14 protein-coding genes are annotated in these 13,307 nt (G+C 62.0%); 4 read left to right on the forward strand and 10 right to left on the reverse strand.

The window, feature by feature from the left end; translation table 11 throughout:
* Nucleotides 1-18 precede the first annotated feature (18 nt).
* The 5 genes from ACFOW6_RS17230 to ACFOW6_RS17250 form a co-directional block, all read right to left on the reverse strand.
* Nucleotides 19-1,362, reverse strand: a complete 1,344-nt coding sequence (locus ACFOW6_RS17230; RefSeq protein WP_382423669.1) for a TRAP transporter large permease — start codon at nt 1,360-1,362, stop codon at nt 19-21.
* On the reverse strand, nt 1,355-1,957 hold the full coding sequence (locus tag ACFOW6_RS17235; protein WP_382423670.1) for a TRAP transporter small permease subunit: 603 nt from the start codon (nt 1,955-1,957) through the stop codon (nt 1,355-1,357). The genes ACFOW6_RS17230 and ACFOW6_RS17235 overlap by 8 nt, the downstream gene beginning before the upstream one ends.
* A gap of 16 nt (nt 1,958-1,973) precedes the next feature.
* On the reverse strand, nt 1,974-3,038 hold the full coding sequence (locus ACFOW6_RS17240; RefSeq protein WP_382423671.1) for a TRAP transporter substrate-binding protein: 1,065 nt from the start codon (nt 3,036-3,038) through the stop codon (nt 1,974-1,976).
* A 383-nt stretch (nt 3,039-3,421) separates the two neighbouring features.
* A complete protein-coding gene (locus ACFOW6_RS17245; RefSeq protein ID WP_382423672.1) occupies nt 3,422-3,736 on the reverse strand; it encodes a hypothetical protein in 315 nt (104 codons plus the stop codon).
* Between the two features lie 128 nt (nt 3,737-3,864).
* The gene (locus ACFOW6_RS17250) at nt 3,865-4,560 is read right to left on the reverse strand and encodes a Crp/Fnr family transcriptional regulator (protein ID WP_382423673.1); all 696 of its coding nucleotides are present in this window, start codon (nt 4,558-4,560) and stop codon (nt 3,865-3,867) included.
* Between the two features lie 178 nt (nt 4,561-4,738).
* Here ACFOW6_RS17250 and nirK point away from each other — a divergent pair, with 178 nt between their 5' ends.
* Nucleotides 4,739-5,788 carry a copper-containing nitrite reductase gene (nirK, locus tag ACFOW6_RS17255; RefSeq protein ID WP_382423674.1) on the forward strand — a complete coding sequence of 350 codons (1,050 nt, stop codon included), beginning with the start codon at nt 4,739-4,741 and terminating at the stop codon, nt 5,786-5,788.
* Nucleotides 5,789-5,889: 101 nt separating this feature from the next.
* Nucleotides 5,890-6,549: an alternative oxidase gene (locus ACFOW6_RS17260; RefSeq protein WP_382423675.1), complete on the forward strand. Its 660-nt coding sequence runs from the start codon at nt 5,890-5,892 to the stop codon at nt 6,547-6,549.
* Between the two features lie 4 nt (nt 6,550-6,553).
* On the opposite strand, the gene ACFOW6_RS17265 is transcribed toward ACFOW6_RS17260, so the two are convergent.
* On the reverse strand, nt 6,554-6,955 hold the full coding sequence (locus ACFOW6_RS17265; protein ID WP_382423676.1) for a SirB2 family protein: 402 nt from the start codon (nt 6,953-6,955) through the stop codon (nt 6,554-6,556).
* A 37-nt stretch (nt 6,956-6,992) separates the two neighbouring features.
* Nucleotides 6,993-9,308 carry a nitric-oxide reductase large subunit gene (locus ACFOW6_RS17270; RefSeq protein ID WP_382423677.1) on the reverse strand — a complete coding sequence of 772 codons (2,316 nt, stop codon included), beginning with the start codon at nt 9,306-9,308 and terminating at the stop codon, nt 6,993-6,995.
* A 294-nt stretch (nt 9,309-9,602) separates the two neighbouring features.
* Between ACFOW6_RS17270 and ACFOW6_RS17275 the strand changes: the two genes are divergently transcribed.
* On the forward strand, nt 9,603-10,073 hold the full coding sequence (locus tag ACFOW6_RS17275) for a pseudoazurin (RefSeq protein WP_382423678.1): 471 nt from the start codon (nt 9,603-9,605) through the stop codon (nt 10,071-10,073).
* Nucleotides 10,074-10,113: 40 nt separating this feature from the next.
* Here the strand turns inward: ACFOW6_RS17275 and ACFOW6_RS17280 are convergent, their stop codons facing one another.
* Together ACFOW6_RS17280 and ACFOW6_RS17285 are read right to left on the reverse strand one after the other, a co-directional pair.
* Entirely contained in the window at nt 10,114-10,731 is a 618-nt protein-coding gene (locus tag ACFOW6_RS17280) for a methyltransferase (RefSeq protein ID WP_382423679.1), read from the reverse strand.
* Nucleotides 10,728-11,711 carry an HAD family hydrolase gene (locus ACFOW6_RS17285; protein WP_382423680.1) on the reverse strand — a complete coding sequence of 328 codons (984 nt, stop codon included), beginning with the start codon at nt 11,709-11,711 and terminating at the stop codon, nt 10,728-10,730. Before ACFOW6_RS17285 ends, ACFOW6_RS17280 begins: the two co-directional genes overlap by 4 nt.
* Nucleotides 11,712-11,837: 126 nt before the next feature.
* Here ACFOW6_RS17285 and ACFOW6_RS17290 point away from each other — a divergent pair, with 126 nt between their 5' ends.
* The gene (locus tag ACFOW6_RS17290; RefSeq protein ID WP_382423731.1) at nt 11,838-12,128 is read left to right on the forward strand and encodes a cation:dicarboxylate symporter family transporter; all 291 of its coding nucleotides are present in this window, start codon (nt 11,838-11,840) and stop codon (nt 12,126-12,128) included.
* Between the two features lie 24 nt (nt 12,129-12,152).
* Here ACFOW6_RS17290 and arsB read toward each other — a convergent pair whose 3' ends face one another.
* The gene (gene arsB / locus ACFOW6_RS17295; RefSeq protein ID WP_382423681.1) at nt 12,153-13,235 is read right to left on the reverse strand and encodes an ACR3 family arsenite efflux transporter; all 1,083 of its coding nucleotides are present in this window, start codon (nt 13,233-13,235) and stop codon (nt 12,153-12,155) included.
* Nucleotides 13,236-13,307: the final 72 nt, after the last annotated feature.

Raw genomic sequence — 13,307 nt, forward strand, 5'->3', positions numbered from 1 at the left:
CCGAATGAAACCTGCGCCCTACCCCAGGACACGGGGCAACCAGAGGATAACACTGGGGAAGGCCAAGCAGAACGCCAGCCCCACAATCTGCAGCAGAACAAAGGGCCATATGCTGCCGTAGATATCCTTCATGGATATTTCCGGAGGCGCCACCCCTTTCAGGTAGAAGAGCGCATAACCGAAAGGCGGTGTCAGGAACGAGGTCTGCAGGTTGACGGCCACCAGGATGGCAAACCACACGAGACGCTCCCCGCTATGCATGTCCAGGCCGAATTCGAGGCTCGCAACGATGGGGGCGAACAGCGGCAGCACCACATAGCTGATCTCGATCCACTCCAGGAAGAAGCCGAGTATGAAAATGATCAGCATCAGGACGATCAGCGTGCCATAGGGGCCGGTTCCCAGCGCCGTCGTGGCATCGAAGATCATGTCCTCGCCGCCAATGCGCTTGAAGATGGCGCTGAAGCAAGTCGCGCCGATCGCCACGAAGAGGATCATGGCAGAGGTCTTGCCTGTCTCGTAGACACAGGTCCTCAGGGTCTCCAGATTCAGGGTCCGGTTGATGGCCGCCAGCAGGATTGTCCCCGCCGCACCGACAGCCGCAGCCTCCGTCGGGGTCGCGATACCGGCGATGATGGACCCCAGCACACCCATGATCAGCAGCACGGGCGCAATCAGGTCCTTCAGAAGTTCCAGGATAACCGATATCCGCCCGCTATCGTCCTCGATAACGTTAACGGGCGCCTTGTGCGGTTGCAGAACCGCGACGCCAACGATGTATCCAATATAGATCGCGCCGAGCAGCAAGCCCGGAAGGATCGCCGCCGTGAACAGGTCACCCACGGAGATCCGCAGGATATCGCCGACAAGAACCAGCATGATGCTGGGCGGGATGAGAATTCCCAGCGTCCCCGCGGCGCAGACCGTTCCACAGGCGAGCGACTTGTCATAGCCCTGCTTCATCATCACGGGCAGCGACAGCATGGCCAGCATCACCACCGAGGCACCGATAATGCCGGTGGAAGCCGCCATGACGATGCCGAGCAACGCCACGGAAACCGCCAGTCCGCCCCGCATGCCCACGAACAGGCGCTCCAGGGACAGCAACAGGTTCTTGGCCAGGCCCGATTTTTCCAGCATCAGGCCCATGAAGACGAACAGCGGCACGGCCAGCAGAAGCCAGTTTCCGATCACGCCCGTGAAGGTCCGATTGACCACCGAACCAAGAAACAGGAAAGGCAGGTCGGCGATGAAGGTGAAAAGGATGCCAAGACCGGCCAGGACAAACGCGACGGGATAGCCCGTGAAGATCCCCCCCATCAGGGCCAGAATCATCAGAAGCGGGAGCGTGTATTCACCCATTGGTTTCTTGTGTTCCTCTACCCTGTTCGCTGTCCTTCCCGGACAACAGCGCGCCCAGGTTTTCGAGAATCCGCCCCAGTCCTGCCAGGAAGAGTACGCAAAGCCCGATGGGCAGGAACGCCTTGACCAGGTAGCGATCCGACAGGCCGCCGTAATCCGAACCTTCTCCGGAGCGATAGGCCATGTCGACAAATCCCAGCGACAACCACGCAATCAGGGCACAATAGGGCAGCAGCAGGACGAGATCGCCAACGATATCGATGATACGCTGCCATTTCGGCCCCACTCCGGCGTAGATAAGATCCACCCGCACATGATGGTTCTCGCGCAGGGCATAGGCACCGCCCAGCATGATCATGACGGCGAAGAGGTGCCATTGCAGTTCGACCAGACTGGTGAGGGTCAGCTGGTTGGAGAAAAGCAGGACGCGACCTTCCCATTGGGCAATGGTGCCCACCCCGAACAAGCTGCCGATCACCACGAAAAGCGCTGCCAGGATCACCGGCAGGATCAGCCAGGATGCCAAACGGCCGGGCCACGCGCTGATCTCTCCCAGCGCGCGGCCCACCCGTTCTATAGCCTTGAAGAAAGCCATGGATCAGGAACCCTGATCACTCTTTCGGCAGAGTCTGCAGTTCCTGCCAGCGGCCGGCTGTCTCCATGTAGGCCAGGAGGGATTCATAGGCTTCCTTGAAGTGCGGGTCGTTGGCTGCCTCTTCCTCAAGGACTTCCCTGGACGCCTTGCGAAGCGCATCCAGAACCTCATCGGGGAAGCGCTTCACCTCGACACCCTCTTCTTCCTCGAACTTGTCGATGGCATCGGCCTGCGCTTCAGGAGCGGAGCCCATGGACCAGATGATGTTGGCCTTGCAGGCGGCCCAGAACTGGTCCTTTTCTTCCTGGGTGTACTGGTTCCAGACATCCTGGTTGATGATGAAGGAGTTCCAGCTGGCTGGCTGGTGCCAACCCGGGAAGTAGTAGTAATCGGCGATTTCGGCAAAGCCGAGGGTGTCGTCGATGATCGGCAGAGAGAACTCCGTGGCATCGATACGACCACGCTCCAGGGCCACATAGAGCTCACTGGCCGGGATCAGCTGCGTGGATGCGCCGAGCTTGTTGAGCACCTTGCCGCCCAGTCCGGAAATGCGCATCGTGAGACCTTCGAAGTCCTCCGGCGAATTGATTTCCTGGTTGAACCAGCCGCCGGCTTCCGGGGCGGTCAGGTGGCAGGGCAGCACCTGGACATTGTATTCGTCGTAAGCATCCTGGAGAATCTCCAGTCCGCCGCCTTCCCACATCCAGCCGAGGAACAGCTCCGGACCTGGCCCGAAGGGCATTGCGCCGGCCAGACCGGCAACGGGAACGGTGCCGCCCCAATAGCCGATCCAGTCCCAGCCAGCCTGCACCGAGCCCTGGCTGACGGCATTGAAGACCTCGAGCGCGGGCACGAGATCGCCGTCGCCGTGGATGTTGAGGGTGATCTCCCCTTCGGTTACCTCGGCAAGGAGGTCGGCGAACTTCTCGCCGCCTTCGCCCAGATAGGTCAGGTTCTTTGGAAAGGTGCTGGCAACGTCCAGTTCGGACGGCCCGCCCTGTGCGCCGGCTGAGGTGGCCCCGCCGAATGCCAGCGCGGCCGCCGCAGCGGCGGGAATAAGGTTCTTGGTCAATGAATTCATTTCGTCCTCCCATATGTTTGTCGATATGCGGATTGGTTTCCCGCTTCTTCTCGTCGGGTTCCGCGTTATATCATTCAGCACTGAATTCCCATCCGCCGAAGCAAGATGGTATCATGCAAAGCGATAGGAGCTAATCTTTCAAAGACTGCGTAACAATGTCAATGATTATACTGGGATATGGAAAAATTTGCGGTGCACTTGCTAGTCTGCCCGCAACATTATTCCTGTTTTTTTAATAGGAGTGAATTGAGGCTGGCGCATACCTGTCGGAGGCATCGCGCTCAAGCAGCACTCTCGACTCATACAAGCACCTCATCGCGCGGAAGGCAATCGTCCTTCTGTCCCGCCCTCAGGGTATTCCTAGCGAACGCGAGCGAAGCTTCTCATGCGTGTTCGCTCTCCGACCCGAGAGGTGTGGCCGACAATACGGCCGGATTCCCCGGAGAGTCATCGAACCGGGCAGCTTCTTCCGCCGACAACTTCTTGATCCAGTAGAGCCGCTCATTGTCCAGGCCGCTGTTGAAACTGTGGCTTTCGTTGCCGACACCCCCTTCACGCTTGGGATATTCCAGCTTGGACGCCACCACGCGCGCCATGCCGGCGGTATCGGCACGCACAATCACCTCTTCCCAGATCGGCCGCCCCAGCCAAGCGGAATCGCTGGGAGCCACCACGGGATAGAGTCGCCAGATCGCCATGCTCGAACCTCCTTCAACCAAGCGCGGACAACAACGGAATTGCCCTACCCGCATATATTGAGCCGGAAACAGCTGCTTCAAGCGCATCTCGTGGAGGTAAGAGGCGTGGCGGGCCGCGTGCTCTCCCATCAGTCGCTTTCCGCGATCTCCGCGAGCTCCTCCGGCTGGCAGACCATGATCCGGCGACGACCACTCACCACCACCCCCAGCTTTTCCCAGGTACTCAGGGTTCGGCTGACGGTATGCAGCGTGGTGCCGGCCATCTCGGCCAGGTCCTGACGCGACAGGGGAAAGGCAATCTCGATTCCCGCAGGCGTGCGCCGTCCGGCCTGCTCGACAAGCCGCAGGAGCGTGTGCGCGATCCGGCGCTCCACCTTCTCGGTGGAAAGCTGGCGCAGGCGCAACTGGGTCTCCTGATAGCGACGTCCCAGAACCGAAACGCTGTTGAGTGCAATCTGTGGGTAACGGCCCATCAGGGCATGTATGGAGTCGCTGGACCAGCCCAGCAGGTAACTGTCTTCCACGGCGCTGACGGTGCCCGGATAGCTCTCGCCACCGGAAAGGACGGCATAACCGGCCAGCTCTCCCGGTCCCAGATAGCGCAGAATAACCTGGGCCCCCTCGGCCGTGGACTGGGACACCCGCAAGCGCCCCACCACCACGACATAGAGGGCGGAGACGGCATCATCCTGGAAAAAGAGTGTGGACCCTTTTGGCAGCTGCTTTCGGAACCCCCCGGCCCAGATATCCTCCAGAGCCTCCCGGGGAAGGGAACGAAAGATTTCCGTGCCGGCCAGAATATCCAGATCGGCTTTTCCTTCCATACGCGCGGTCGCTTCAGCCCCTGTCCCGTGTGTTCGAACTCTAACGACTGCTCCTGGAGGAAGCGATAATAATCACCGCAGTTTGTTCTGGCGCAAAGTCCGCGACCAGGCTTTCGGGCATAAGGATCGGGACATCACGGGATGTCCTGACAAACGTTCAGTTCAAGGAGTAACGACGATGAAACGCAACACCCTGGTCACCACGACAAGCGCCCTGGCCCTGGCCATAGCCCTTGGCGGTTTCGGATCTGCAGTGGCAGAGGACAAGGCGCCCGAGAGCGCGCAGGCTGCGGGAGTTGCCGACATCGTGCGCGCGCCCACCGACCTGCCCCCAGCCATCGACCGTACGGAGCCCGAGACCGTCAAGGTTGAGCTCGAAACCATCGAGAAGGTGGGTCAGCTCGACGACGGAACCACATACCGCTACTGGACCTTCAACGGTCAGGTGCCCGGCCCCATGGTTCGGGTCCGTGTCGGCGACACGGTGGAAGTGTCGATGAAGAACGATGAGAACAGCTGGATGCCGCACAACGTGGACTTCCACGCGGTAACCGGGCCGCACGGCGGCGGTGCAGCGACCATGGCCGACCCCGGCAAGGACTCGAACGGCTTTTCGTTCAAGGCCCTGAAGCCCGGCCTCTATGTCTACCACTGTGCAGTCCCGAGCGTGGCGCATCACATCTCGAACGGCATGTACGGCATGATCCTGGTGGAGCCTGAAGGCGGACTGCCTGAAGTGGACCGTGAGTTCTATGTCATGCAAGGCGAGCTCTATACCGAGGAGCCCTTCGGCACCAAGGGTGAGCTGATGGAGAGCTACGAGAAGCTGTCGGCCGAACAGCCCGAGTACTACGTCTTCAACGGCGCTGCTGAAGCACTGACCGGCGAGAAGGCTCTCAAGGCGGAAGTTGGCGAAAGCATCCGGATCTTCTTCGGGGTCGGCGGCCCGAACAAGACCTCTTCGTTCCACGTGATCGGCGAGATCTTCGACACGGTCTACTCGAACGCGTCACTGACCAGCGAGCCACTAATGGACGTGCAGACCATCTCAGTGCCTCCGGGCGGTGCGTCAGTCGTCGACCTGGAGCTCGAAGTACCGGGCACCTACGTCCTGGTGGACCACGCCCTCTCGCGGGCCGAACGCGGCCTGGCCGGACACCTGGTGGTGGAAGGTCCGGAGAACCCCGAGATTTTCCAGGAGCATGAGGCCAAGGAACCGACGTCCTGAAACCTCCCTCCTGTGAAGCGAGGATGACAACGAATCGGCTGCCCTTCGGGGCAGCCGATCTGTATAGTGCCGCTGCAAGGTACACCAGCTGCGGACATGCCATGCTGCAGATCGACAAGACCGACCTCACCCGCCATCACGCCCCGAAGGGACTCTCCGATCGCTTCGCATACACGCTGGTAAGCGGCCTCGGCCATCTCGCCCGTGGCGCCTTTGGCCGCCGGTACGGCAATCGCACCATCGTCCTCGAAACCATCGCAGCCGTTCCGGGAATGGTGGCCGCCACACTGCTGCACTTGAAATGCCTGCGGCGTCTTCAGGACGACCGTGGCTGGGTGCGCAGCCTGATGGACGAGGCCGAGAACCAGCGCACGCACCTGATGGTCTTCGTCACCCTCGACCGACCGAACGGCTTCGAGCGTATCCTGATTCTCCTGGCCCAGGGCCTGTTCTACAACGCCCACTTCCTGATCTGCCTCTTTTCGCCCAAGACCGCCCACCGCATAACCGGCTATTTCGCCGAGGATGCCGTCGAGGGCTACAGCGAATACCTGCGCGAGATCGATCAGGGCCGACGCGAGAACCCGCCAGCCCCGGATCTCGCCATCGCCTACTGGAACCTGGAGCCGGATGCGCGCCTGAGGGACGCTATCGTCGCCATGCAGGAGGACGAAGCCATCCACCGTGACATCAATCACGGTTTCGCCGATGTCCTGGCACGCGGGCAGAACCTGCCCGACCCGCCCTCTCCACTTCTGTAAGGCGTCATCCCGCCAAGGTATAGAAGACCCCCAAGGGGTGATGGGCGCGCGCGATGGAAAAGATGAAGGCGTAGACCAGCAGCGCTGCCGCCCAGGCGCCGATCCGTATCATGCGGGTACGCGCCCTCCAGAACGCGAAATAGCCCAGCAGGATATAGACGACCAGCAGCAGCACTTTCACGGTCAGCCAGCCGTGGAAGAACGGATACTGCTGCACGATCGTCATCAGCATCAGGGCCGCCGTCAGCAGAACCGTGTCGATGGTGTAGCTGAGATAGCGCACCGGCGCGACCATGGCCCAGCGCGTGCCCGCGAAGAGCGCCAGACCGCGCAACAGAAATAGTCCGCCGCTGGCAAGCACGGCCCAAACGTGGACCAGCCTGATCTCCGAATAGAACTCGATCATTCAGGCAGGCCGCCCCCTGTCTGCCAGACCGGCCGGATCAACGGCGGTATCCCGTTGACCCGGCATAGGCGCCAGCTTCGCGCTCGCCCTCTTCGACAGGCACCTCGTCCTCGCGCCGCGGGAAGATCCACAGGCGGATGACGAAGACCGCCAGGGCCACGGCCCCGATGGAGAAGATGGTATCCCCCGGCACCCGCAGCCAGACCAGCAGGTCGACGATGGGCTGCTGCATGAACTCGGCCGAGCGGGCATACCAGTAGCCATGCTCGAGCGAGGCGAACAGCTGCATGACGCCCAGTGGCAACAGGGTCATGAGGGCCATCATCGCAAGCCCGATGTTGAGGCACCAGAAGCTCACTTTCAGGGTTCCTTCCGGCCAGGCCAGGTTGGGCTTCATTCCGCGAATGCAGAACAGAACCAGCCCGATACCCAGCATGCCGTACACTCCGAAGAGCGCCGTATGCCCGTGCAGCGGCGTCAGGTTCAGGCCCTGCATGTAATAGAGCGAAAGTGGCGGATTGATCAGGAAGCCGAACAGGCCGGCGCCCACAAGGTTCCAGAAGGCCACCGCCAGGAAGAACATGACCGGCCAGCGATAGCGACGCATCCACTGGGTCGCCACGCCCAGGCGATAGTGATGATAGGCCTCGAACCCGACATAGGCCAGAGGCACCACCTCCAGGGCCGAGAAGCTGGCCCCCAGCGCCAGCACGGGTGTCGGCGAACCGGCGAAGTAGAGGTGATGGAGAGTGCCCAGGACACCACCGGCCATGAAGATGATGGTGGCGAACAACACCGCTATGGTCGCCGTGCGTACGGGCAACAGGCCGAGCCGCGTGAAGATGAAGGCGATGACCGCCGTGGCGAAGACCTCGAAGAAGCCTTCGACCCACAGATGGACCAGCCACCAGCGCCAGTACTCCACGATGGAGAGATGGGTGTGCTCGCCCCACATCAGCGCAGCCCCGAAGAAGAGGCCGATCGCCACCGTCGAGAGGAACAGCAACCCGACGATGGACCGGGATTCCGAATTGCTGGTCAAGGTCGGCCAGAGAGCCCGGCCCACAAGGAACAGCCACAGGAGCAGGCCGATGAACAGGAAGTACTGCCAGAAGCGGCCGATATCCGCGTACTCCCAGCCTTGATGGCCAAACCAGAAATTGTGCTCGAGGCCCAGCTCCTGCATCACGGCCAGCCACTGCCCGGCGAAGGCGCCCACCACGATGACGATCAGGCACAGCCAGAGCAGATTCACGCCGAGGCGCTGATAGGGCGGCTCATAGTTCGAGACCGCCGGCGCGATGTAGAGCCCGGTCCCGAGCCAGGCCAGCGCGATCCACAACACCGCAAGCTGCGTATGCCAGGTCCGGGTGATCGAATAGGGCAGGATATCCGCCAGTTCGAAGCCGTACATCACCTGGCCCTCGACCTGGTAGTGGGCCGTGATCGCCCCCAGCAGGATCTGCAGCAGGAACAGGGCCAGCAGGACCCAGAAGTACTTCGCCGTCGCCATCATGGAGGGCGTGGGCTTGAGATGCCGCATGGGATCGAATTCCGGCAAGCGGTGCGGCTCCTCTTCCCGGGAATGGCTCACGGCATAGTGCCAGCCCAGCAGGGCTATTCCTCCAAGCAGGAAAATCACGCTGAAGGCGGACCACAGGAAGGTGCTGGAGGGCGGCCGGTTCTCGATCAGCGGCTCGCTCGGCCAGTTGTTGGTATAGGTAATCGAGTCGTTTGGACGCTCCGTGGCCGCTGACCAGGCGGACCACCAGAAGAAGGCCGACATCACCTGCCGATTTTCCGCATCCGGCACCGTGTCGTTCTTCATCGCGTAGGCTTCGCGCAGATCCGCCGTTTCCGGATCGTTGCCAAAGAGGCTCTCGTAATGCGCGGATACCGCCTCGATCGCCTCGGCACGATCCTGGCTGATCGTGATCGTGCCGCTTTCGGGATCGTAGGTGTTCTCGCGTATCTGCGCAGTCAGACGACCGCGCAGGGCCGCCTTCTGCTGGTTGCTCGACTCCTCGTAACCGGCGGTATCGTATTCCTCCTGCGCCCAGCGATCGAGCAGGAACATGAGCTCGCGGTGCAGCCAGTCGGCACTCCAGTCCGGGGCCACGTAGCCGCCGTGCCCCCAGATCGAGCCCAGCTGCATGCCGCCCATCGATTGCCAGACCTGACGTCCCTTCTGGATGTCCGCGCGGGTGTAGACGGTTTCCCCTTCGGTGGTGACCACTTCCTCAGGGACAGGGGGTGCGGCCTGGTAGATCTGGTTGCCGCTCCACAGGAGTACGGCAAAGGAAACGCCCAGCAGGACCGCCAGAAAGATCCAAAGCTGTTTCGTGTTGGTCATGACAATCCCCCTGTCCGGACCAAGCGGGATCTATCTGCCCTGCGCCATCTCCAGTGCCGTCTCGGCAGCCCCCGCGAAACTATCGACTACACTCTTGAAAAGAGTCGGTGCTGTTCACTCCAGATAGACGCAAGCGTATGTGCGCTAAAAGACATTTTCAATGCATGAATTTGTTCCAGCGCAAGGTTCGCTCCGGCCCTCTGCTCTATACACAGGGGCAGGTCACGGGAACGACGTGACGACGAGATCCGCCCGAAGGGGCGAGGACATTACGGCCAAGGAAGGACATGAGCCATGAAAATGCAGAAACTCCAGTTTGCCCTCGCGATCGCAGGTACGCTGCTGATCTCGGGCACGGCGCTGGCCGCCGACCACGAAGTCCAGATGCTCAACAAGGGTGCGGACGGCAAGCCCATGGCCTTCGAGCCGGCCTATCTCGAGATCGAGCCCGGTGACACCGTGACCTTCGTGCTCACCGACAGGAACCACAACGCGGAGATCATCCCCGGCATGCTGCCCGAGGGCGCCGAGGAGTGGAAAGGCGCCATGAACGAGGAGATCACCGTGACCTTCGACCAGGAAGGCATCTATGGCTACAAGTGCCTGCCCCACTACGGCATGGGCATGGTGGGCGTAATCAAGGTCGGTGATGCCATGGCCAATGCCGATGCGGCCGAAGAGGTCAAACACCCCGGACGCGCCGGCCAGAAGATGGCGGAGCTGTTCGAGCAGCTGAAGACCAGCCAGACTGCCCAGGCGCAGTGATACAGCCTGCCTACCGGGAGCGGCCGTGTGTGAGACCATCTCAACGCGCGGCCGCGACCGCTTCCTTCGTGAAGACAGCCATCTGGCTGACGCCCCCATAGAAGGGATGCGCGCCGGCCAGGTCGGACAGGACGACCCGGCATCCGTTGCGTTGCCCGACACCCTCGGCCCAGCTTCGGAATTTCCGCCGCCCCCACTCGAATCGGTGATCGGGATGGCGAAAACGGTGAGCCGGGACGCCCAGCAACTCGTTGTAATCGGCGTTGGGCGTCGTGACGATCACGCTGGCGGGTTTCATCTTCTGGAACAGAGCGGTTTCCAGGACCGACAGGCGCTGGGGATCGAGATGTTCGAGCGTCTCCAGCAACACGGCGCAATCGAACCCCGAAAGCGCTGGAGGGGGCTCGATCATCGACGCATGCACCAGTTCGATACAGGTGGCCGGCGGCCCGGTCTGCTCGGCAAGTCTGGAGCGCAGCCGGTCCAGCGCGTCTTCCGAAAGATCGACGCCCACCAGCCTGTCGAATCGGGACTCATGCATCAGGCGCAGGAGCAGGTCGCCCTCTCCACAGCCGAGATCGAGCACCCTGCGGGCCCCGGTGTCCAAGACAGCCTGATGAACCGTTGCCAGCCTCTGCTCGTGAATCCAGGTGGTCATGGCGCGCTCTGCCACGGATAGACTTGCGCCCAGTCATCGGCCATGTCGACGATGATCCAGCCGCGATCCGGTCCTTCGGCGAGTCCCTTGTCCAGCCGGCCTATATCGCTCTCGCGGTCGTAGGCCCACTCGCGTTCCGCATCCGTGTGGTGGATGAGCACCCCAAGTCGCGGCCCCTCACCTGTCGTCGTCCATTCGAGCATCTCCAGGTCACCGTCGGAATTTCCGAAGGCGATGACGGGCCGGCGGCCCACATGGCGCTGGATGCCGATGGGTTTGTTCGCTCCGTCAGTGAAGAAGAAGGTTCCCGACTTTCGCTCGAAAGCCGGAGCCTTGGTATCGGAGACGTAATCGAGATCGACCTGGGTGCCGATCACCTGCTCGGGCGGTACACCGTAGGCTTCCTCGGTCCAGGCACGCATGAAATCGATGCCCCCACCGGAGACGATCCATGTGCGGAACCCGTTGGCTCGCAGATACTCCAGTACGTCGAGCATCGGCTGGAAGACGAGCTCGGTGAACGGTCGATCGAAACGCGGATGGCGCGCCGTATCGAGCCAATCCTGGACCTCCGCCGTGAAAGTCCTGTCGCTCATGCCGGTCTGGGTGGCCGCCAGCAGCTTCATCAGGCCCTTGCCGCCCGAGGCAGCCACAGCCTCCCAGTCCCTCTTGAGCGCCGCCTTGAACGGCTGGGTTTCCGTCCTCTCCGGGTGATCCCCCGCCATCTCCTGAAGACGCTCGATGGCGAAGAGCACCTGGAAGTAAAGGGGCTTCTCGGACCAGAGCGTGCCATCGTTGTCGAACACCGCAATCCGCTCGTCGGGGGCGACATAGCCCTGGCTGTCCGGGTCGGTGGTCTCGGCCACGAACTCCAGGATGGCGGACTTGGCCGGCCCTTCGTTCCAGGACGCCAGCGGATCCTCCTGCGCCAGTGCCAGACCGGCAAAGGCAGCCTGCCCCAGAAGGAAGCAACCGAGCATGATCCCAGAAATGCGCATTGTGCCACCCGTTGCCCTCAATCTCGCCGCATCTTCCGCAGTTATGCCCCTTCGGCTTGTCCATGTCACTCTCGTCGGAGATAGTGCTTCGACAACTGTAGACCCTGTCTGGCACAGCTAAGCGAAATCGAACTTTCGCTGGCCCAGACCCTGTTGATCACCGGCACGCTGGTGGCCTCTTCCATCGGCGCCCCCGGGACACCCGGCGTCAGCATCGCCATCCTGCTCAGCGTGGCCACGAACTTCGGCATTCCCGTCGAGGGCATGGTGATCATCCTGGGCGTCGACCGCATCCTGGACATGAGTCGCACCACGGTGAACGTAACGGGCGACCTGGTGGCGGCCACACTGCTGAACCCACGTGTCAAGGCGCATTCCGTTGAGACGGCGCCCGGGTGAAGGCCGGAGGCCAGGCTTCTGCGGCTACTCCGCGCCGTGCCGCAGGGAAGTTCCGGCCGCCTCGCCAAACCACCGCCGTTTCAGCCAGAGCGCCACCGTCACCAGAGAGATCAGCACAGGCACCTCGACCAAAGGCCCGATGACCGTTGCGAAGGCGACCGGCGAGGCCAGGCCGAACGAGGCGATGGCGACAGCGATGGCGAGCTCGAAATTGTTGCTGGCCGCCGTGAAGGCGATCGCCGTGGTACGTGGATAGTCGGCCTCGATCAGCTTGCCCATCCAGAAACTGATCACGAACATGATCACGAAATACAGCGCCAGGGGAAGCGCGATCCGCAGGGCGTCGAGCGGCAGCTCCAGCACCATGCCGCCCTTCAGCGAGAACATGGCAACGATGGTGAACAGAAGTGCCCCCAGGGTGAGGGGCGAGATCCTGGGCAGGAAATGGCTCTCGTACCAGCTCTCGCCCTTGCGCTGCACAAGCACCCGTCGAGTGAGGTATCCGGCCGCGAAGGGGATGCCCAGATAGATCAGAACGGCCTCGGCGATCGTCAGGAAACCGACATCGATCACGCTGCCGTCCAGGCCGAGCAGCGGCGGCAGCACCGTCAGGAAGACCCAGGCATAGAGGCTGAAGAACAGGATCTGGAAGATCGAGTTGAAGGCGACCAGCGCGGCCACGTACTGATTGCTGCCGCCGGCGAGCTGGTTCCAGACCAGCACCATGGCGATACAGCGCGCCAGGCCGATCAGGATCAGGCCCGTCATGTATTCGGGATAGTCCTGCAAGAAGAGCACCGCCAGCGCGAACATCAGGAGTGGCCCGATCAACCAGTTCTGCACCAGCGAGAGGGCCAGCACCCGGACATCCTTGAAGACCAGTGGCAGTTCCTCGTAGCGCACCTTGGCCAGCGGCGGATACATCATCAGGACCAGGCCGATGGCGATCGGCAGGTTGGTGTTCCCGATTGACAGGCTGTCCAGGAACAGCGGCAATTCGTCGAAGAGCGAACCGAGACCGACGCCCACCGCCATGGCGGCAAAGATCCAGAGCGTCAGGTAACGATCCAGGAAGGACAGCTGTTTGCGGGAGGCGGCGGACGCCATGCTCTTCTCCTTGGTCAGGACTCAGGCTTTCGGCTTGTCCCTGGCCAGCCGGATCACGCAGCCTCAGTGTGC

The sequence above is a fragment of the Fodinicurvata halophila genome (genome assembly GCF_042651425.1).
In the GTDB taxonomy this organism is placed as follows: Bacteria; Pseudomonadota; Alphaproteobacteria; order Kiloniellales; family DSM-21159; genus Fodinicurvata; species Fodinicurvata halophila.